The organism is Alteribacillus sp. HJP-4, assembly GCF_042139015.1.
GTDB lineage: Bacteria > Bacillota > Bacilli > Bacillales > Marinococcaceae > JBHIKY01.
Genome location: NZ_JBHIKY010000010.1, coordinates 66,947 through 88,923 on the forward strand (window position 1 = coordinate 66,947; position 21,977 = coordinate 88,923).

The 21,977-nt window shown below is 42.0% G+C and carries 17 protein-coding genes; 14 read left to right on the top strand and 3 right to left on the bottom strand.

Annotation, left to right across the window (positions count from 1 at the left end; translation table 11 throughout):
- Positions 1 to 194 precede the first annotated feature (194 nt).
- Together ACE4RR_RS11410 and cysI are read left to right on the top strand one after the other, a co-directional pair.
- Positions 195 to 2,009, top strand: coding sequence for an assimilatory sulfite reductase (NADPH) flavoprotein subunit (locus ACE4RR_RS11410; RefSeq protein WP_375535548.1), 1,815 nt, complete (start codon positions 195 to 197; stop codon positions 2,007 to 2,009).
- 24 nt (positions 2,010 to 2,033) lie between these two features.
- Positions 2,034 to 3,758, top strand: coding sequence for an assimilatory sulfite reductase (NADPH) hemoprotein subunit (gene cysI / locus ACE4RR_RS11415; RefSeq protein WP_375535549.1), 1,725 nt, complete (start codon positions 2,034 to 2,036; stop codon positions 3,756 to 3,758).
- 230 nt (positions 3,759 to 3,988) lie between these two features.
- Here cysI and ACE4RR_RS11420 read toward each other — a convergent pair whose 3' ends face one another.
- Entirely contained in the window at positions 3,989 to 5,746 is a 1,758-nt protein-coding gene (locus tag ACE4RR_RS11420) for a glycosyltransferase family 4 protein (RefSeq protein WP_375535550.1), read from the bottom strand.
- A complete protein-coding gene (locus ACE4RR_RS11425; protein ID WP_375535551.1) occupies positions 5,743 to 6,846 on the bottom strand; it encodes a CotS family spore coat protein in 1,104 nt (367 codons plus the stop codon). Before ACE4RR_RS11425 ends, ACE4RR_RS11420 begins: the two co-directional genes overlap by 4 nt.
- Before the next feature lie 333 nt (positions 6,847 to 7,179).
- On the opposite strand from ACE4RR_RS11425, the gene ACE4RR_RS11430 reads away from it, so the two are divergent.
- The 12 genes from ACE4RR_RS11430 to ACE4RR_RS11485 all read left to right on the top strand — a co-directional run bounded on the left by ACE4RR_RS11430 (position 7,180) and on the right by ACE4RR_RS11485 (position 20,734).
- Positions 7,180 to 8,181, top strand: coding sequence for a sugar phosphate nucleotidyltransferase (locus ACE4RR_RS11430; protein ID WP_375535552.1), 1,002 nt, complete (start codon positions 7,180 to 7,182; stop codon positions 8,179 to 8,181).
- A gap of 470 nt (positions 8,182 to 8,651) precedes the next feature.
- The gene (gene hutP / locus ACE4RR_RS11435; RefSeq protein ID WP_375535553.1) at positions 8,652 to 9,095 is read left to right on the top strand and encodes a histidine utilization transcription antiterminator HutP; all 444 of its coding nucleotides are present in this window, start codon (positions 8,652 to 8,654) and stop codon (positions 9,093 to 9,095) included.
- A gap of 118 nt (positions 9,096 to 9,213) precedes the next feature.
- Positions 9,214 to 10,734 carry a histidine ammonia-lyase gene (gene hutH / locus ACE4RR_RS11440; RefSeq protein ID WP_375535554.1) on the top strand — a complete coding sequence of 507 codons (1,521 nt, stop codon included), beginning with the start codon at positions 9,214 to 9,216 and terminating at the stop codon, positions 10,732 to 10,734.
- Positions 10,735 to 10,886: 152 nt separating this feature from the next.
- A complete protein-coding gene (locus ACE4RR_RS11445) occupies positions 10,887 to 11,168 on the top strand; it encodes a hypothetical protein (RefSeq protein ID WP_375535555.1) in 282 nt (93 codons plus the stop codon).
- A 123-nt stretch (positions 11,169 to 11,291) separates the two neighbouring features.
- Positions 11,292 to 12,467: an aminotransferase class I/II-fold pyridoxal phosphate-dependent enzyme gene (locus tag ACE4RR_RS11450; RefSeq protein ID WP_375535556.1), complete on the top strand. Its 1,176-nt coding sequence runs from the start codon at positions 11,292 to 11,294 to the stop codon at positions 12,465 to 12,467.
- Between the two features lies 1 nt (position 12,468).
- Positions 12,469 to 14,112: a thiamine pyrophosphate-dependent enzyme gene (locus tag ACE4RR_RS11455; protein ID WP_375535557.1), complete on the top strand. Its 1,644-nt coding sequence runs from the start codon at positions 12,469 to 12,471 to the stop codon at positions 14,110 to 14,112.
- Between the two features lie 209 nt (positions 14,113 to 14,321).
- Positions 14,322 to 15,167 carry a MurR/RpiR family transcriptional regulator gene (locus tag ACE4RR_RS11460; protein WP_375535558.1) on the top strand — a complete coding sequence of 282 codons (846 nt, stop codon included), beginning with the start codon at positions 14,322 to 14,324 and terminating at the stop codon, positions 15,165 to 15,167.
- Between the two features lie 25 nt (positions 15,168 to 15,192).
- The gene (locus ACE4RR_RS11465) at positions 15,193 to 16,572 is read left to right on the top strand and encodes a YjiH family protein (RefSeq protein WP_375535559.1); all 1,380 of its coding nucleotides are present in this window, start codon (positions 15,193 to 15,195) and stop codon (positions 16,570 to 16,572) included.
- A 27-nt stretch (positions 16,573 to 16,599) separates the two neighbouring features.
- Complete coding sequence (locus ACE4RR_RS11470) at positions 16,600 to 17,754, top strand: amidohydrolase (protein ID WP_375535560.1); 1,155 nt, start codon at positions 16,600 to 16,602, stop codon at positions 17,752 to 17,754.
- Positions 17,751 to 18,545 (top strand): GNAT family N-acetyltransferase, encoded by a 795-nt coding sequence (locus tag ACE4RR_RS11475; protein WP_375535561.1) that lies wholly within the window; start codon positions 17,751 to 17,753, stop codon positions 18,543 to 18,545. The genes ACE4RR_RS11470 and ACE4RR_RS11475 overlap by 4 nt, the downstream gene beginning before the upstream one ends.
- 12 nt (positions 18,546 to 18,557) lie before the next feature.
- Positions 18,558 to 19,676: an o-succinylbenzoate synthase gene (gene menC / locus ACE4RR_RS11480; protein WP_375535562.1), complete on the top strand. Its 1,119-nt coding sequence runs from the start codon at positions 18,558 to 18,560 to the stop codon at positions 19,674 to 19,676.
- Positions 19,677 to 19,915: 239 nt separating this feature from the next.
- A complete protein-coding gene (locus ACE4RR_RS11485; protein ID WP_375535563.1) occupies positions 19,916 to 20,734 on the top strand; it encodes a squalene/phytoene synthase family protein in 819 nt (272 codons plus the stop codon).
- Positions 20,735 to 21,181: 447 nt separating this feature from the next.
- On the opposite strand, the gene ACE4RR_RS11490 is transcribed toward ACE4RR_RS11485, so the two are convergent.
- Complete coding sequence (locus ACE4RR_RS11490; RefSeq protein WP_375535564.1) at positions 21,182 to 21,976, bottom strand: SDR family NAD(P)-dependent oxidoreductase; 795 nt, start codon at positions 21,974 to 21,976, stop codon at positions 21,182 to 21,184.
- Position 21,977: the final 1 nt, after the last annotated feature.

Genomic DNA, 21,977 nt, shown 5'->3' on the forward strand with positions numbered 1-21,977 from the left:
TTACTTTTCAATAACATTTTACCACTAATTCATCGTTAGTTCCTCAAAAGCACCAGGAAACTTTATTGTTACCCTTAATTCTCAAGATTTTTACTAAAGACCAACTTGACACATAGGAATTATAGAGATACGATGGTTCATATTAATTAATGACGCTAGATTGCAAGATTTAGCGCTTTGTGAGGTGGAACTCTTTGCAGCTTCAGATAAACAACAGCCCCTTTACCGAAGAACAAACTGAGCTTTTGAATCGCTTAGTTCCGACGATGACGCCCGAACAAAAAATTTGGCTGAGCGGCTATTTAAGTGCAACCCACACGCCTGCGCCGGCTGCTTCGTCAGAAATACCTGCAGCACCGGCTCCTGCGGTGTCAAAAGAGATTACACTCCTTTACGGTTCGCAGACTGGCAATGGGCAGTCTCTTGCCGAGGAGCTGGCAGAAAAACTTAAGCAAAATAATTTTGAGGTAACTCTTATCTCTATGGGAGATTTTAAACCAAACACATTAAAGAAAATTGAAAATCTTCTTTTGATTGTGAGTACCCATGGAGAAGGGGACCCACCAGATAATGCGTTATCCTTTTATGAGTTTCTTCATGGCCGTCGAGCCCCCAAATTAGCTGGAATGCAGTACTCCGTTCTTGCACTGGGAGATATGTCCTACGAGTATTTCTGCCAGACAGGAAAAGATTTTGATAAACGGCTTGAAGAGCTTGGGGGAGAGCGGCTGTATGAAAGGGTTGACTGTGACGTCGATTTTGATGAGTCTGCAGCCGAGTGGTTCGAGGGTGTATTACAGTCTCTTAGGAAATCTACAACACCGGCTGAAGACAAATCCTCTTTGCAGGGCGCTGGCGGAAGCGCTCCTGCAGCAGCCGTTTCCTACTCTAGGACTAATCCGTTTAAAGCGGAAATTTTAGAGAATATTAATTTAAATGGACGCGGGTCCAATAAAGAAACCCGCCATCTGGAATTATCGCTTGAAGGGTCTGAACTTACTTTTGAGCCCGGTGATAGTCTTGGAATTTATCCGGAAAATGATCCGATTTTAGCTGATAAATTAATAGAAGAGATGAACTGGAACCCGGATGATATGATTACTATTAATAAGCAGGGAGATCAGCAATTATTGCGTGACGCCCTGATTTCTACGTATGAAATCACTGTGCTTACGAAGCCTTTGCTTGAAAAATCAGCGCTTCTATCTACTCACGATAATCTCCAGGAGCTTCTAAAGGATGGAAACGAGGAAAAGCTTAGAGAGTACCTGGCCGGAAGAGATTTATTGGATCTGGTACGCGACTTTGCTCCATGGAATGCCACTGTCCATGATTTTGCTGCTATTTTACGTAAAATTCCGCCCCGGTTATACTCTATTGCAAGCAGCCTGAAGGCGAACCCAGAAGAAGTCCATTTAACAATTGGGACCGTCCGTTATGAATCTCATGGCAGAGATAGAACAGGCGTATGCTCGGGACAATGTGCAGAGCGTACAGAGCCCGGTGACTCCATTCCAGTCTACGTGCAGCGCAATCCGAATTTTAAACTGCCTGAAGATCCAGATACTCCGATTATAATGATCGGACCTGGCACAGGGGCGGCTCCATTCCGGGCCTTCCTGGAAGAAAGAGAAGAAACCGGAGCAGAGGGAGACTCGTGGATGTTTTTTGGAGATCAACATTTTGTTTCTGACTTTTTGTATCAGGTCGAGTGGCAGCGTTGGTTGAAAGAAGGAGTACTCACACGAATGGATGTTGCTTTTTCAAGAGATACAGAGGAAAAGGTGTATGTTCAGCACCGTATGCTGGAAAAAAGTAAAGACCTTTATCACTGGCTGCAGGAAGGAGCCATTGTGTACGTGTGTGGAGATGAACAATATATGGCAAGTGACGTTCACCAAGCACTATTATCAATAATAGAAAAGGAAGGCGGCCTTAAACCGGACCAGGCAGCCGCTTACCTTGAGGATATGCAGCAGCAGAAACGTTACCAGCGTGATGTTTATTAATTTTAACGAGAAAGGAGTATAACCATGCCAGATAAAAAAGTGCTTGCGGCTCCGGAAGGACCTCCAAGTGATGTTGAGCGAATAAAGAAAGAAAGCAATTATCTGCGCGGCTCTCTTGCTGAAACGCTGAAAGATCGAATAAGCGCAGGAATTCCTGATGATGATAATCGACTAATGAAATTTCATGGGAGTTATTTGCAGGATGATAGAGACCTGCGCAATGAACGCCGTAAGCAGAAGCTTGAACCGGCATACCAGTTTATGGTGCGTGTACGTGCTCCTGGCGGTGTCGCCACTCCGGAACAGTGGCTGACGATGGACCGGCTGGCCAACGATTTTGGAAACGGTACGCTGAAGCTGACAACCCGTCAGGCGTTTCAAATGCACGGTATACTCAAATGGAATATGAAAAGAACCATCAAGGAAATAAATGATTCTCTCATGGACACACTGGCTGCCTGCGGGGATGTAAATAGAAATGTCATGTGTAATCCAAACCCATACCAATCTCAAGTCCATGCAGAGGTATACGAATGGTCAAAAAAATTAAGTGATTACCTCTCTCCGAGGACGAAAGCCTATCACGAAATATGGCTGGATGAAGAAAAAATAGCCGGGACTGAGGATGTGGAAGAAGTTGAGCCAATGTACGGCGATCTTTATCTTCCAAGGAAATTCAAAATCGGAATGGCTGTTCCTCCCTCTAATGATGTAGATGTATTTTCGCAAGATATAGGCTTTATTGCTATTATTGAAGAAGGCGAACTGCAAGGGTTTAATGTAGCTCTTGGAGGAGGAATGGGGATGACCCATGGGGATACAGACACCTATCCTCAGCTCTCAAGAGTTGTCGGCTTCTGTACTCCCGAACAAATTGTGGAAGTGGCTGAAAAAATTATTACGATTCAGCGGGATTATGGTCATCGATCCATTCGAAAATACGCTCGCTTTAAATATACGGTGGATCGTCTTGGACTAGATAACATTGTCGAGGAGCTGCACAATAGACTGGGTTGGAAGCTTGAACAGCCACGTGCTTATTACTTTGAACACAATGGCGACCGCTATGGCTGGGTACAGGGGGAAAAAGGGGAATGGCATCTGACCTTGTTTATCCAAAATGGACGTATAAAAGATTCCGAAGAGTATCATCTGATGACAGGACTGCGGGAAATAGCTAAGATTCATACCGGTGATTTCCGGCTCAGTGCCAATCAAAACCTCGTCATAAGTAAGGTCACCAGTCAAAAAAAGAAACAAATAAATGAGCTTGTTGAAAAATACAATCTGACGGACGGAAAAGAAAATTCGGCATTAAGAAGGAATGCAATGGCATGTGTGGCATTTCCTACATGCGGCCTTGCTATGGCAGAATCCGAAAGATATCTCCCATCTCTAATTGACCATCTTGAAGTCATACTTGAAGAAGCCGGCCTTCGAGATGAAGAAATTGTCATTCGGATGTCAGGCTGCCCCAATGGATGTTCAAGGGCCGCTCTTGGAGAAATAGGTTTTATCGGGAAGGCGCCGGGAAAATATAATTTATACCTTGGTGCGGGATTTGCTGGAGAACGGCTGAACAAAATGTATCGAGAAAATATCGGCGAGGAAGAGATACTAGAGACACTTCGGCCCATTATTTTCTCATATGCCAAAGAAAGAGAAAACGGCGAGCACTTCGGTGATTTCGTAATTCGAAAAGGTTATGTAAAAGAGGTGCGTTCCGGAACGGAATTTCATGCTGAGTAATAACGATAGCTTGTACAAAAATCGTAGCTTGTCGACAAAACATATGGCGACAAGCTACGATTTTGTTATGCTTCGATGAACTTTTTGATAATCGGACGCTTTTCAGAGTTGTTTTACGTTTCATTTGATTATGCTGCTTATACTATGGAAAGGAGGCCAATACAAGGCCTCATTTTCTAAGGGGTGCAAATTAGACGCATTTCACCCGGTTAATAGGTGATAAAAAGATGTTATTTACTTTCTTCTAATGCTTTTCTCTCTTCTTCTAATTTTTTTCTTTCCTCTTCTAATGTTTTTCTCTCTAATTTCATCTGCTTTCTTTTTTCAATTAAGCGTCTGATCTGTTCTATTTTTCTTCGTTCTTTTAATTTATTTGCTTCTTCCTGCTCACGCTGGGCTAATAATCTGTATCTTTCTTCGCTGTTGGAAGCAGCTTCCATTTTTAATCTTAGTTCCTTTACTTTTCTGCGTTCTTCTCTTACTTTTATTCTTTCATTTTCTAATTTGTTTCTCTCTTCTACTTTTTTCTTATATTCTTCACTGTAACTCATATTTTTCACAACCTCATCATCATATTCGAATTCTTCTTCTATCATCTCAATCAGGCTTTCAAAACTTGGACTTTCTTGGGCCGGGACTTCGTCGAGAATTTCCATTTCAGGGTTTACCATAACCACTGGTTCTGCTGCGTCAGGAATAGAAGCCTTAACAGTTTCATCTGACTCAGTCACAGGATGAGCTTTAGCAGGTTCTGTAGTCAAAGGCGGTGCCGCTGAATTCGTCTCACTTGTCTCAGACAGCAAATTCTCTTCTATTGGAATCAAGTCTTCGGCTGACATGTGTTCCACTTCATCCCAGACCGTCAATATATCGTTAACGACCCTGTCCCACGTGTAATGTTTTTCCGCAAGCGTGCGGCCGTAACGTCCCATTTCCTGCGCTGCTTTAGGATTGGAAAGGAGATAGGCCAGGTGTGTCGCGAATTCTCCAGTATCTTCTGGATTTGTGACGACGATTCCGTTCTTATACGGCTCCATCACTTCTTTGTTGCCGCCCCGGTCGGTCGTAATGATCGGAATGGCAGCAGCCATTGCCTCATAATGGACCCGGGCCAGCGGTTCCTGCCATTGTGATGTGCAGACAAAAATATCGGAAGCTGCAAACCATTCCTGAATTTTATCGGATGGAACAAATCCTGTTTGAATAACTTGTATTGGAAGACGTTCTGCGAGGGCACGGACATACGCAATATAATCGGTGATTCCTTCCTCACTGAACCATTTACTTCCCATAATTACTAAGGCAATATCGGAATGCTGTTTTATTAGCTCAGGGATAGCTCGTATGAGGACATCAATTCCTTTATTTGGAGAAAGCCTTCCGGCATATAATATGACCTTTTTGGAGCCGAGTCCATGTTCATTGCGGATGCGGCTTCTTATTTCTCTTGCTTCTCTTGAATAAGAAGGAACAAAGCGCTCTAAATCAACTCCGGAATAGATTGTTTTCAGTTTAGGCGCAGCTTCTGGAAATAATTCCTTGATCGTATGGCCGATATAGTTGCTGATAGTGATAATTTTATTGACGTTTCGTACAGCGAGTGCCCCTTCGTCCCGATCAATCTTTTCAGCTTTAAACATATCGTTGTGCATACTCAGAATGATTTTTGAGTCTGGGGCAACCGCACGGATTGTATTGACGAGCCGCGGCCGGTTGAATATATGAATAAGATCATATGAAGTTGGATCGGCAGAAAGAAATTGCATAACATTCTCTCTGTAAATTTCTAGAATTCCTCCATCCACCCGCACATAACGGATGCTGCCCTTCAATTCTTCGGAAGGGAGTAATTCGTCACTTCTGCCGAGCACCGTAATATTATGCTTCTGCTTTAATTCAGGTAGTGCTCCGTCAATATAAGTCTGTATTGCCCCGCCTCGTATGGCGGGCACCGGTAATTTTTCAGTGCAGATGATTAAGACGTTCATGTCTCCTGGTTTCCTCCTTTCCTATCCTTAGCGAGTTCTTCTAACACATTCCATTTACTATCTTCCAAAGCAATAATACTTTTCAGTTCTTGATCTAATTCTTCGGTCATAGTAATTGTCGGCGAGTAGAGGATTTCTTTGACATTTTTGTAAAAAAGATTCGGAAGTGCTAAATCGATGAGAAGAATCTCGTATACCTCATCGGAGATAGGATTGGATTGTTCATATGCCTCGATCATTTCCCGTATCCATTGAATGTCCCAGACGCCGAGAGAGTGCATGCGGTCATTGATTAATTTTCGTAAATCCCGGATAGTGATATCAAAAGCTACTCCATCTAAGTCAATGATCCACATTCCATTTTCACCCATCTGCGCATTTGACCATCCGTAATCCTGGTGGACCAGCCCGGTATCGGAAATTCCGCGTGCGACAATCTCGTCATAGGACGAGTGAGCAAGCCGTTTACGTGCCTCTGACACCTGCTCTTTAAACATATCCACTACTGAAAGAACGGTAGAGCTGACAGGCATTTCAGGGTAGGCTTCTGCAACCTCGTGGAACCATCTGAATTTTTTTTCCATTCTTGCGTACGTCCGCGGCCACCTGTGAAGACGAGAGGACATTTCAGCCTCAGGCGGAGGTACATAACCTTTCGAAAGCTTATGAAATTCTCCGAGCGCTGTACACAGTTTTCTTGTTCCATCAATGTCCTGTTCCACCTGATATAGCGATTGCACCCATTCAGCTACAAACCAGAGCTTGCCTCCCATTTCGATATAGTTTTCGCCGGTTATAGTTTTAATGATCGCGGGGACCCTCATTTGCTTTTCCATTACGAGATACTCCTGGGCTCCAAGGCTGAATTTGCTTTTTGTCGGCCGTCGGTGAAGAATTTTTAAACTGAAGGTGCCTTTATCCGTTTCCATTCTCCAGATCGCTCCACCCAGGTCAGCTTTTGTTGCCATCACCGTTAAGTCCGTGGGGGTTAAGTCATAATGCTCCATTACCTGGAATGCCATATTTTCAATATAATCTGGAACATAAAAATCATTTGGGTTTTCTTCATGATTCCACGGCTGTATGAGTTGTTCAGACATTATTTCACCTCCGTTTTATCAATATCTTATTCTTCCATGAATGACCCGGTATGGATTCTTTCCTTACAAATTAATAAAATAGGCGGGAAAAAATAGGATATTGACGTGCCGGTAAATGAAGGCATGCAGCAGCATTCTGATTTTGCCGGGCAGGCAGCACCAGCTGAAAAATCAGTAACTGAAGGAAAAAAATACTTTTCCCTTGGAGGCAAGTTGGCCTAGTATCCGCCGTTACGGAAGAAGAATTCAATCAATATTGTATTTGTAAGAACAGCTATCTTATATAGTTCGGTTTATGTATATATGGGAAGCGAAAAAGAAAGGAGCTCAACTATGAAAGGACTCATACTTGCAGCTGGAAGAGGCACACGGTTGAGACCGCTCTCTTATACCAAACCAAAGCCGCTGCTGCCTGTAATGAATCAGCCCGTAATCAGTTACAGCATTGAGAAGCTGCGCAGTCTGGGAATATACGACATTGGTATTGTTATTCATCCTGATCAGCAGGAAGTTTTTCAAGAATATCTGGTAGACCTGAAGAGTGAGGATATACAACTGAGTTATATTTATCAAACCAACCCGAAAGGTATTGCTCATGCTGTTGGGCAGGCGGAAGAGTTTATCGGAACTGATGATTTTTTGTTATTGCTCGGGGATAACCTTATTGGTGACCAGCTTCATTCATTTAAAAAGGCGTTCGAGAGTGAGGAAATTCATGGAACTGTGATGGTGACGAAAGTTAAGGAACCAAGTGATTATGGTATTGCAGAAATAAAACACCAGAAAATTGTTGGATTGGAAGAAAAGCCTGCTCACCCTAAATCAAATATGGCCGTTATCGGGGCTTATCTTTTTGATTTCAACATTTTCTGTGCAATAAAAGCAATAAAGCCTTCAGCACGAGGAGAGTATGAGATTACAGATGCGATTCAATGGATGATTGATAACGGTTTCAGTATAAATTATTTAGAAGCAAAAGAACCAACCTTTGATGTGGGGACGATGGAGCGATGGCTCGAAGCAAATCAATGGCTTCTTCAAAATAAGTATGTCTCAGAGAGTTCTTCTCCACTTTCATTTCCTCGGACAGTTATTATCCCACCTGTTATTATTGGAGAAAGTTGTAAAATAAAAGACGCGGTGATTGGTCCTTACGTATCGATTGATTCCGATGTTGTTTTGAAAAAAATGCAGCATTCGAAACAGTATTGTCTTAAAAAATTCACGAATAAAGAATATACCTTATACGATTGCAGACAGTGTGTTTGGAGAAAAATCAAAGCTGATCGGCAAGGATTTGAAAGAAAACACACTACACGGTGTATTTGGAGATGATTCAACCTTTATTCTTTCTAATTCAAAACTTAAAAAGAAAAAGTAATGAAAAAGAGAGCAGCGGCTACTCTCTTTTTTTTATTGCGAAAAAGGAGTCTTACTGCTGATCAAGGAATGTAAAAGCAGAACTTCGGACCATAGATCTTGGAAACGACAGAGATCACAGGAGGAATGTACACAGAAGAGTTGCTGAATGCTGTGGCAGCTCCCGTGCTCATTCAAAAATTAAAGCGCTTGATATCGTATGCCTTGATCCGAAAAAGGAACTTAGAGATATCACCTTAAAAACGGCGGTACACACCATGCTTTCTTTCTTAACCGGCTACATAAAAAGGAAATTCGTTATAATTCCATAAGAAGAACGTATATTAGTAAGGAATTGACAGTATCTTAAGAAAGCGCTTACAATATAATTAAGCAGGTACACGTAAAAAGAATTACAGGCTTGTCAGCGGAAAAGAGTGTGTAGGATGTCATTGAGTAAAGACTCGCGTATAGGGAGAAGTGCTGTTCTGTTAGTGCTCAGTGATACTCCAGTCACGGAATTAGAGCAAATTAAAAAATTACAGTGGAAATGCTGTACGGGAAAAGTTGGTTCTATGGAAGCCCAAAAGGTGGTAGCCGCCATTGAGACTGCTTCAAAAAAGCATGAAATAATTAAAACGGGATTGTACCGGGAAGGTCATGCCTTATATCATGCTATCGTTGAAGCGCTTCATGGAGTTACGCGCGGGCAGATGCAGCTGGGATCCATGCTTCGAACGGTCGGATTGCGGTTCGCTGTGGTTAGAGGCACACCGTATATAAACGATCATGAAGGAGAATGGATCGCAGTTTCCCTGTATGGCACGATTGGAGCACCAGTAAAAGGTGCCGAGCACGAAACGATCGGTTTAGGAGTAAATCATATTTAAATAAGCGGCCTATAGTTATTAGCAGAAAATAGGAGGCTGTATCAACGGAACCTTTGCAGGTTTCTTTGGTACAGTTTTTTTAATGAGAGGAAAAGGAATTAAGAACGGGGGGATGAAAATGGTAATTCTTACAGGAAACTCACTTACCATGGACGAAGTGAAAGATGTAATATTCTGTAAGGAGCCGGTAAGCGCAGATCAAGAGGCGATAGCAAAAGTACAAGAAAGCCGAAAAGCGGTAGAGAATATCGTCGAAAATGGTTCGATTGTTTACGGTATTAATACCGGGTTTGGAAAATTTAGTGATGTATTAATTCAAAAACACGATGTGCAGGCTCTGCAAAAAAACCTTATTTATTCTCATGCATGCGGCATTGGCGCCCCGTTTCATGAAACCGTGTCCCGGGCTATGCTGCTGCTTCGCGCAAATGCCCTTTTGAAAGGATACTCGGGTGTGCGTCCATTCTTAATTGAAAAATTAATTGAATTTTTAAATAAACAAATACATCCTGTCATACCAGAAAAGGGGTCACTTGGAGCAAGTGGAGATTTGGCCCCACTATCTCATTTAACACTTGCTCTACTAGGGGAAGGGATGGTCTTCTATCAGGGTGACCTTTTACCTGCCGGAAAGGCACTGCAAGGAGAAGGAATAGAACCGCTGATACTCACTGCCAAAGAAGGACTGGCGATGATTAACGGAACGCAGGCAATGACCGCAGCCGGGATAACAGCATACCTGGAGGCTGAAACACTTGCGTATCAATCGGAAATGACGGCCGCCATCACACTGGAGGGATTACGCGGAATTGGGGATGCATTTGATGAAGATATTCACACAGCACGCGGCTATCCGGAACAGACGGCTACTGCAGAAAGAATAAGAACATATCTAGAAAAAAGCAAACTCGTAACCTCGCAGGGTGAGCTCCGTGTCCAGGATGCTTATTCTCTTCGCTGCATTCCTCAGGTTCACGGAGCCACCTGGCAGGCATTGAACTATGTCAAAGAAAAGCTTGTGATTGAAATGAATGCAGCTACCGATAATCCTCTCATTTTTAACGGCGGACAAAAAATTATTTCAGGAGGGAATTTCCACGGCCAGCCTATTGCGCTGGCAATGGATTTTTTGGGAATTGCCATGGCCGAGCTCGCAAGCATTTCCGAACGGAGAATTGAAAGACTTGTCAATCCCCAGTTGAATGATCTGCCTCCTTTTTTAAGTCCAGAACCAGGTCTGCAGTCAGGGGCGATGATAATGCAATACGCTGCAGCTTCGCTCGTTTCTGAGAATAAAACGCTGGCGCATCCGGCAAGTGTGGATTCGATCCCATCCTCCGCAAATCAAGAGGATCATGTAAGCATGGGAACGATCGCTGCCAGGCATGCCGCCCAAATTATTGAGAATGTGAGAAATGTTGTGGCAATTGAAACAATCTGTGCAATACAGGCAGCAGAATACCGCGGAAAAGACAAGATGGCACCGCGCACAAGAGCATATTTAGAGAAAGCCAGAAGAGCGGTTCCATTTATCGATTGTGATCGTCCCTTTTACAAAGATATACAATCCATGGCTGAATGGTTGAAGGCATCCCCCGCTCCAAAACCAGATCGAGACGTCAAAGCAGCACAATCGTAACTCACTCCTTTGATTCTTTTTAGTATGACTATTGAGGAAGTAAATAATGCTGGTAATAAAAGCCGTATACTTTCTATGATAAAGAAATGAGCATTTGGAAATCATAATATTGTGGTATGCTTTCCCATACTTTAAAGAAAAGAGGAGAAGAAATGAATAAATTTTTTCGTCAAAATAATCCGTTCTTTAAGATGGGGCGAAGAAGGAATTTCTTTGGTGCAAAGAGAAGAGGTAACCGTGGAAGAATGGGAATGTTCTTGTCTTTATTAGGAGTTGGAGCCGGCGCTGCCTGGTTTGGTCTATCACAGGGGCGCACCCAAAACAGCCAGCAGATGCAGAACATGCTCTCCGGGCTTCAGCGCAACATGCCTGCTGCAGAAACTGCCTTCTCAGAAGAAATTACCCCGGACACGCCAAATAAAGAGAACGAATAAAATGGTTTGTAGGAGCCTGGGAATTGGCTCAGGCTCCTTTTCCATACATACCAGCTATTTTCTTTAGCTGCATGGATGACAGGCAAAAATGGAGGCTTCTTCTTAAAAAGAAAGGAGTAAGTCATGGAATGGAAATCAAAACGTGTTGCCGCTGTGCCGCCGTATTTATTTTCCCACATTAACAAGCAGAAAGCCGAGCTCTTAAAAATGGGTGCAGATGTGATTGATCTAGGTATCGGTGCCCCTGATCTGCCTACAGCTCCACATATTGTAGATAAGCTGATTGAAGAAATGAAAGACCCTTTAAACTTTAAATATTCTTCGTATGGAGGCTGTGATGAATTTCGGGAAGCTGTGGCGGCATACTACCAGAGGGAATTTTCTGTAGAACTGGATCCGTCTAAAGAAATTTTAGCATTAATTGGATCGAAGGAAGGGATCGGCCATTTTTTTCCTTCTGTGTTAAATCCAGGTGATTCTATTTTACTGCCGGACCCCGGCTACCCTGCCTATCAGGCAGCAGCCGTATTAGCAGGTATCGAACCAATTTCATATCCATTAAAGGAAGAAAATTTATTTATTGTAGATTTTGATGATATTGAAAAACAGAAGGCTGAAGAAGCCAAGGCACTCGTGTTGAATTATCCAGGTAATCCGACTGCAGCCTCCGTGGAACCTTCGTTTTTTCAAACAGCTGCGGATTTTGCAGAAAAGTATAATTTACTGCTTATTCATGATGCTGCATATAACCGGGTCACGTTTGGGGCCTATGATGCCCCGAGTCTTCTGCAAGCGAAGGGCGAGCGCGGAAGATTGGTAGAGTTTGGATCACTTTCAAAAGCCTACTGTATGACAGGGTGGCGGATCGGTTATGCGGCAGGATCGGAAAAAGCATTGGAAAGTCTTGCTGTGATGAAAAGCAACCTGGACACAAGTCAGTTTCTGCCGGTGCAAAAAGCAGCTGCCTTTGCATTAACGGGGGATCAGGCATGTGTAAAAAAACAAAACCACATTTTTGAAAATCGGATGGAGACGATGTACAAAGAGCTTCGCAAAGGAGGAATTGAACTGCACAAGCCAAAGGGGAGCATTTTCTTATGGTGTAAAGTACCGGGTCAGAGACATTCTAAAGAATTTGCCGAAAATTTGCTGAAGAAAGAAGGAGTAATTGTTTCTCCTGGTGCTGCATTTGGTTCGGCCGGAGAGAATTATTTTAGGATCTCTTTATCCGTTGATGAAAATAGATTACTAGAAGCCGCGGCAAGAATCAGTCATTTTATTGCTGAGGGAGGAAGTTAATATGCCAGAAATGAGCTGTGCGGAAGCAATCGTTGAGTGTATGGTACGTGAACAGGTGAAAAAAGTATTCTGTGTACCAGGAGAAAGTTATCTTCCGTTATTGGATGTTCTTTATGACAGTGACATCGACGTTATTTCGAACCGTCATGAAGGTGGTGCTGCGTTTATGGCCGAAGGGTATGCAAAGGCAACAAATGAAACTGCTGTCGTGCTTGCAACAAGAGGAGTAGGTGCCTCTAACCTTTCCATCGGTATTCATACTGCTTTTCAGGATTCTACCCCAATGGTCGTATTTCTTGGGCAGGTCCAGTCAAATTTTAAAGGAAGAGAAGGCTTTCAAGAAATGGAGCTGGACAGGTTTCTCAGTGAAATGACAAAGTGGGGTGTAGAACTTCTTCAGTCGGAACGCACCCCGGAACTGATTCAAAGAGCATTTAGAACAGCTGTATCCGGGCGTCCCGGGCCGGTGGTGGTATCTCTTCCGGAAGATGTTCTTCCGCAGGTGGCGGAAATGACTTTTGCCCCGCCTTCTGCAGCGCCAAAACCGACGTTAACTAAAGAACAAGGAATAGATGTCTTCCGCCATATAAACAGTGCAGAGCGTCCGGTAATTATTGCCGGCGGCGGAATAAAGGCAGCGAATGCGGAATCCTCCCTAAAAAAGCTGGCAGAGCAAACCGGGATACCCGTTGTTTCATCCTTTCGGAGGCAGGATGTTTTTCCAAACAATCATGAGCTTTATTGTGGTCACTTAGGGCTGGGAAGTCCAAGCCAGCAAGTGGAAACGGTGAAAAAGGCAGACGTTATTTTGGCTATCGGTTCTAGATTGTCTGAGGTCACCACACAGGATTATACCATTATTACATCTGATCATACCCTCATACATATTGATATTGATACAAATAGTATTGGAAAAGTTTTTCCGCCGGTACTCGGGATTGCAGCCGATGCAAAGAATGCCTGTGATGCCTTAATAGAGGAATGCAGGGAGGTAGATGTGAAGCGTTGGATATCCTGGAAAACTGAGCGGAGAGAAGCTTTTGAAAAAAGTAGTCGTCTTGAAGATGTCAGGGAAGAAAAAGTTTCTATCGGCTACAAGGAAATCATGTCGATTTTTAATGAATTAAAGCCAAAGGATTGCTTTGTTACCAACGATGCAGGAAATTTCGCGGCATGGCTTCATAATTTTCACACTTTTACGGCGGAAAAATCTTTTGCTGGGCCGACGTCCGGGGCGATGGGATACGGATTTCCCGCAGCGATAGGTGCAAAGCTTGCACTTCCAAAAAAACCAGTAGTAAGTTTTTCAGGGGACGGAGGCTTTATGATGACGATGCAGGAAATCGAAACAGCCGTCCGCTGTAAGGTAGCAGTTATTGCGTTGGTATTTAATAATGCCACCTACGGCACCATCCGAATGCATCAGGAAAAGATTTATCCGGATCGGGTAATCGGAACGCGTTTCGGGGAGGTGAATTTCTCGAAAATTGCAGACGCAATGGGAGCCGTGGGAGTGAGAGCAGAGTCGGCTGTAGAATTTCGAAAAGCTTTTCAAAAAGCTCTGCAGGAAACGGAACGGCCGGTGATAATAGAGATGAAAATGAATCCAAAGCAACTCTCTCCGACAATGATTTTATCTGAATAGCAAGACTAAAACCTGGTGGAAGCCGGGTTTTTTGTATAGGACATTTACAAGATAAGCTGAGGCTTTCTTTTTTTGGAGCAGGAGGCAAGGATAGTAATTCATTAAAAGAACTTAAAATTCAGATTTCTTTTTAAATAAAGGTTGACTAAGAAGGATATCATGCATTAAAGTTTATATTTAGAAGGAAAAACTTCATCAGAGGAGACGGTATGAATAATAACGTGCGGGAGACGATTAAAAAGCATTATGGATCATTGTCCCACGGTCAAAAGAAAGTAGCAGAGTTTTTTATTCACCATCTTGATGAAGCGGCGCTTTTGACAGCGTTCCAGATTGGTAAAAAGACTGGTGTGAGCGAAACGACTGTTATCAGGCTCTCATATGCTTTAGGTTTTCGAGGATATTCACAGATGCAGGAAAGCATCCGGAAAAATTGGCTGGCTGAAAAGAAGCCCACATCTAATTCTGATACGTCAAGACAGGACAATACGCAAAACAAAATTCAACACGTTTTCGAGAAGGAGAAATCCATTTTAAATCAACTTCCAGGACAATTACACTCAGGAGAGCTATGGAATGCAGCAAAAAAATTAATAAAAGCGGATCGAATTTTCATAGGAGGGTTTGGCAGCTCCTTTTCAGCCAGCTATTGGCTGTATTACGCATTAAAGCAAATGCGTCCGAATGTTTCTTCTTCCAGTGAAACTGGATTTTTACTAGAAGATATTTGTGAGCTTGGTAAAAATTCAGCCGCCGTCATTTTTTCATTTCCACGCTACCGAAAAGAAGCAATCCTCCTGGCGGATGCAGTGAAAGAGCAGCAGGCGCCTATCATTGCATTAACGAACAGGCATCTATCTCCGCTGGGACATACCGCAGAAATTACGCTGACGACTGAGGAGCAGATGAATGCGGGCCATCACTCCATCGCTTCAGTCATCTGCCTGACGGAAATGTTGATTGCCGGTATTCAATCATTGGATCAAGAGGCTGTTAGCAGCCGCCAACAGAAGCTGGAACAGTTGTATGCCGCTCAAAATCTTTTTCTTGAATAACATTTAGTGGGAAAGGGGTAATGGAATGAACAGTCTGCCTAAATCGAAGGAAACAGAGGTTATGGAAGCATATAGTAAGAGTGATTATGCAAAATTCGTACTCCCATCATTATTAGGAATATTATTATTTATGGTCCCTGTAACATTAGAAGAAGGAATAACGATTCCCGTTGCATTCTTAGCAAACCAGCTGAACGCCTGGCTGGCCACAGCCATCCCTTATTTTGCTGTCGGAACTATTATTATTTCTGTACTTGCTTCCTTGGCTGCAATGCTTCTTAAACCGGCATTTGTACTAGAAAGTCCTTTTCTATCCAATCTTCTTAATGTCAGCAGGTTTTGGCTTGCCGCCAGGATTCTCGGGATGTTTTTCGCAATAATGGCCTTGTTTCAGCTTGGTCCTGAGATGATTTTTTCAGAAAATACGGGCGGGCTGCTCTTGTTCGAATTAATACCGATACTGTTTACTACCTTTTTGCTGGCAGGCTTGTTTTTGCCACTGCTATTAAATTTTGGCCTTCTGGAGTTTTTTGGAACTCTTTTAATAAAATTAATGCGTCCGGTGTTTACTCTGCCGGGGAGGTCCTCTCTTGATTGTCTTGCTTCCTGGGTCGGAGACGGAACGATCGGGGTTTTATTAACGACCAAGCAGTATGAGCAGGGGTACTATACGAAAAGAGAAGCAGCTGTGGTTGCAACGACTTTTTCAGTGGTATCGATAACGTTTACAATTGTTGTTATTTCCTATTTAGAAATGGAGCATTATTTTCTTCATTATTATTTTACTATTATTGTCGCCGGATTGGCAGCAGCTATTATCATGCCGCGTATTCCTCCACTGTCGAAGAAAGCAGAGAGCGGCTTTGAAGAAACAGAGCTTAAAACCGAAAAACCTATCCCTGCCAACATTTCTACAGTCAAATGGGGAATTTTTCAAGCTGTCAAAAAAGCTAAAACGAATGAAAGGTTCTCCGCCGTTATGAAGCAAAGCCTTCACAACGTCCTCGATATGTGGTTTGGTGTAATTCCTATAGTGATGGCAATTGGGACGGTGGCTCTCATAATTGCAGAATACACTGCCACTTTTACGATAATTGGAATGCCATTTGAACCAATTCTTGCATTGATGCAGGTGCCGGAGGCTTCAGAAGCAGCTCAAACAATGGTTGTCGGCTTTGCAGATATGTTCTTACCGGCAGTCATTGGAAGCGGAATTGAAAGTGAAATGACGAAGTTTATTATCGCATGTGTTTCTGTCACTCAGTTAATTTATATGTCAGAAATGGGCGGACTGCTGCTTGGTTCGAAGCTGCCCGTACGCTTGCTGGATCTGATTTTTATATTTCTTTTGCGTACATTCATTACTCTTCCCATCGTAGTTGGCATTGCTCATATCATTTTTTAATCGATTCGATTTTGGAGGTCGTGCTTGATGTGTGATCCATTATATTATTTAAATCTTCATAAAGATAGCCTGCTTAACACGTACACCGAATTGCATGCATTGGCGGAACCAAGCTGGCAGGAAAAATATACGTCAGACTATATTAAAAAGAAGCTTTCAGCAGCAGGCTATCACGTTCGTACGTATGCCGGTCATTACGGACTTACTACAGATCTTCCCGGTAAGAGCCAAAAAGTTATTGCACTTCGTGCTGACATGGATGCGCTTTTGCAGGAGAAAAATGGAAAGATAATTGCAAATCATTCCTGCGGGCACGACGCCCACAGTACGATGGTGTTATATACCGCACTGGCGCTTATTCAGAACCGGGTAAAGCTCGATCATACCGTCCGGTTCATTTTTCAGCCTGCCGAAGAAAAAGCAGAAGGCGCAAGCTGCATGAAGAAAGAAGGTGTATTGGAAAATGTATCTTTTTTAGCCGGTATTCACCTGAGGCCCGCCTTTGAAGTACCATTCCAAAAAGCCTCCCCTGTCATCTCACACGGTTCTACTGCAGCATTAAGAGGAACGATCAGGGGATTGCAGGCGCACGCCTCGCGTCCGGAAGAAGGGAACAATCCGATTGAAGCAGCCTCATTATTAATTCAAGCATTACAGAGCATTAGGCTGAAAGAAAAAGGCCGTTATTCACTAAAAATTACTTCCATACAGAGTGGGGAATCATCAAATATTATACCAGAGACAGCCAGGTTCAATTTTGATCTTCGGGCGGAGACGAATGACATAATGCAGCGATTGCTGACAAAAGCAAAATCAATCATTTTGAACATAGCTGAACTGACGGAGTCAGACATTTCTTTCGAGATAGAAGGATATTCACCTGCCGCAGTCTTTAATGCATCAGCTGTCGATACTGCATCAAAGGCAATCGCACATGTACTGGGAGAGGATAACGTCGTTCCTGACTGTGTTTCCCCAGGGGCAGAGGATTTTCATTATTACACTCTTGATAATCCGGGCCTGGCAGCAACCATGATCGGGCTTGGCTGCGACTTAAAACCGGGCCTGCACCATCCTGATATGAGTTTTCAACCTGATGCACTACTCTATGGTGCTAAAATTTTATCAAAGCTGATGCTGCTTGCAGATAAACAGGCATTGGGAGAGGAGAGTGCCGGATGAATATTTTAATACAACTCATGGAAACGCCGCATCAATTAGAGCAAGTCCGGAAACTTGAAGCAGCTATTTGGGGAAGAGATGAGTCTGTACCGATTCACCAAACTTCGACGGCTGTAAAAAATGGAGGCTTTGTCTTAGGAGCTTTTATTCATGATGAATTAGTTGGCTTTCAGTACAGTTTTCCAGGGTTTGACGGCAATATTCCTTATCTATGCTCTCATACACTTGGGATAAAAAAAGAATTTCGGAAAATGGGAGTTGGCAGAAAGCTGAAGCTGGCTCAAAAAGAAATGGCGCTGCGAAAGAACTATGAATTGATTACCTGGACGTATGATCCGCTGGAAACCGTAAATGGTTATTTGAATCTTCATAAGCTTGGAGCGGTTTGTTCTACATATCTTAATGATGCGTATGGAGAATTAGCTGATGGATTGAATGATGGCCTGGCTTCAGATCGGTTTTTGGTGAGCTGGTCCATTCAAAATGAGAAAAGAGTAAGTAGAATTGATTCGATTGAAACGATAAATTGTGCGTTTCAAGTATCAATAAGAAACGGATTTTTGTTTCCAAATCAGGTTCAAGCCAAGGTTCATGACAATCTGGTGTTAGTCCCTGTACCAGGAAACTTTCAGCAGATGAAAAGGGAGAGCATGTCCATTGCGAAAGAGTGGAGGAACCGGTGCCGGAGTGTATTTACTTCTTATTTTGATGAAGGATGGGAAGCAACTGATCTACGAAGAGATAATAAAAACAACAATTTATTTTATTATCTGCTGGAGAAACGAAGATGAGGAGAGTTTACAATGGAGATAAATAACATAATTCTCAGGCACATTAAAATGGATCTTCTGCATCCATTTACTACGAGTGTTGGAACGGAAAAAGATAAAGAGATTATTATAGTAGAAATTCAATCAGTAAACGGTGAATCAGGATGGGGTGAATCGGTCTCCATAACTGATCCAATATACAATGAGGAAACAATAACAACAAATTGGCACATTATAAGTGATTTTTTAATTCCATTATTATTTAAAGAAAATATCTCTCATCCAGTTAAAGTCACCGAACGATTCAAGAAGATACGCGGTAACTTTAACGCAAAAGCAGCTCTCGAATGTGCGATATGGGACTTATATGCGAAGGAACAAAAAGTGCCGCTTGCAAAAGCGCTGGGAGGGAAGAAAAAGCATATTGATGTTGGCATAAGCGTTGGAATTCAAGCCTCTGTATCGGAAATGCTCGATCAAATCAAGCTTTCGTTAAATCAAGGCTACCAGAGGGTAAAAATTAAAATTAAGCCGAAATGGGATGTAAATATATTAGCAGCTGTTAGAGAAGCCTTTCCTGACATTGAACTGATGGCGGATGCAAACTGTGCTTATACGTTAAAGGATATCGATCATTTGAAAAAGCTGGATGATTTTAACTTAATGATGATTGAACAGCCATTTGCTCATGACGACATTGTCGATCATGCCAGACTGCAGGAACAGCTGCAGACTCCCATTTGTCTTGACGAAAGTATTCATTCTGCGGAAGATGCACGAAAAGCAGTCGAGCTGGGAAGCTGTCGCATAATTAATTTGAAAATCGGCCGTGTCGGCGGGTTAACTGAGTCTAAAAAAATTCATGATTTTTGTAAATCAAGAAATATTCCTGTCTGGTGCGGGGGCATGTTAGAGAGCGGCATTGGGCGTGCCCATAATATTGCATTAACGACCCTGGAGAATTTTATTCTTCCTGGAGATACAGCCCCTTCCTCCCATTACTGGGAAGAGGATATTATTGAACCTTCGTTTGAAATGAAAGAAGGGGGTATTCCTGTACCTGATGGCTTTGGAATAGGAGTGCAACCAAAAAGAAAGCTGCTGGAGCAGCTGACATTAAAAAGTAAAGTATTTTCGAAGGCATCCATATAAGGGTGCTTTTTTCCATGCTATGCTAAACTTTATTGGAATTTATTGTTATTTTTCTCGTGCGATAGCCACTTTCTGCTTTAAAGAACAGCTTCTTACACCAACTATTGATAAACTATAGGTGATTATTGTTATGTTTAAGTGTGTAAAATATAGGTGAAACAGTGAACTGTAATTGGAAATGTATTAAAATATAATAATCATAGAACAGCTGGTTAATGAAGGAGGAGCATGTGTTGAGGATGGAAAAGAATTTACATAAAGATGCTATGAAAATGTTGAAGCTGACGAGCAGAACATTTTATATTCCAATAACCCTGCTGGAACCAAAACTTAAAAAAACAGTCGCCTCAGCATATCTATGTATGAGAGCCATGGACGAAATAGAAGACCACCAATCACTGGATTTACGTACAAAGTATTATTTGTTGCGCTCGGCGAGTGAATTCTTAAACGGGCCATTCAATAATGAAGCATACCATGCTCTGCTTGAGCCTTACAAAAAAGAGCTTCCTGAAGTTACCTGGAGGCTAGGCGATTGGATCTCACTTTGTCCTGACGAAGCAGTGGAAAACGTAAAAGCTTCCACAAGCACGATGGCTGATGGGATGGCGTATTGGGCACAAAAGAATTGGGAGATTAAAAATAGAGAAGATCTCGATGATTATACATACTATGTAGCTGGATTAGTAGGGGTTATGCTTTCGGATATCTGGGAGCAGATTGCCGGTAACAAAACGAACAGAGAGCTTGCTGTAGCTTATGGACGAGGATTACAAGCGGTCAATATGCTCCGAAATCAGCAGGAGGATGATGAACGCGGTGTGTCATTCCTCCCTGATGGTTGGAGCGAGCAGGACCTGTTTACATATGCAGAAAACAATCTTGCATTAGGCGAGGAATACATGAAAGATCTTGACAATAGAAGTATTATTTTATTTTGTAAAATACCATTAACACTCGCTAAAAAAACTATTAACGCCCTTAAAAGCGGCAGAGAAAAGATGTCGAGAACAGAAGTAGAAACCACCATTGATGAGATTGTAAATGAAAGAAGATAAAAAGAAAGCTATTAAATATTGGGATTAATAAGCAGGGAGGGGCAGGGTCCTTTCCTGCTTTATTTTTTCGTTGTAAAAAGTGAAAACATGGTAATCTGAAGTGGTAGCCCGAAGTATAGAAAGTTAATCATCATAAGATTGAGGAATTAATTTATTAACAATGAAAACAATGGTAACGAAAACACATGCCATTAATAAGGGACGTATCCCACCATGATCTACAGTATGAAAGAGTATCTCTCTACTTAGGGGTCCTACCAACAAACCGCGGAAAACATACACTAAGCAAATTTTGACATAAACAAAGCCGAGTTTCCTATGCTAAGGAATCTTTGGCTTTTTTTATTATTGGGGTAACGTTAGAAAATGCGGAATTACAAATGGCAAAATGAGTAGCAAAATGTTTTGCTACTCATTTTACTATAATCAGCTTCATTTATTATTGTTTTAATAAATAGTAGGAATTAAACCACCGTCCATTCGAACTGCTGTACCTTTTATAGCACCCGAATGTGGGCTGCTTACAAATGCAATCATTCTTCCTATCTCGAAAGGACGAATAAACCTTTCAATATGTGAATCAGGTAAATTAGACAATACAAAGTCCTTTTCAATTTGTTCGAAAGATTTACTAGAATTACTATACATGTCTTTGAGTATATTTTCGACATTCTCCGACAATGTAGGCCCGGGCAAAATGGTATTAATTGTGACTTCTTTGCCCTTGGTTAAAAATGATAATGATTTTGATAAAGATAAAATCATTGATTTAGTCACAGCATACTGTGGCATATTTCCTGAAGGCATAACAGCTTCTTCACTAGCAATAAAAATAATTCTGCCAAAGTTTTTATTTAGCATTTTATCTATATAAAATCTTGACATGTTATCAGCAACAAGAAAATTTGTGTCAAAATATTTCTTCCAAACTTCATCATTGACTTTTTCATAAGTCATCATTTCGTATACTCCTAAATTATTCACAAGAATATCTACATTAGGATGATTATTGTATATATTTTCTCTTTCATCTCTGTTCAATAGATTACCAGAAGCATTTTGAGGATTAGTTTCTGGATATATTTTCTTTATGTCATTAACAACAATTTCTACTTCTTTATTGTTTCTACCGTTGACTAAAACATCCACACCCTCTTTTGCAAGTTCGAAAGCTATTGCCTTTCCTATCCCTTTAGTTGAACCAGTAATAAGTGCATTTTTATTCTTTAATTGTAGATCCATT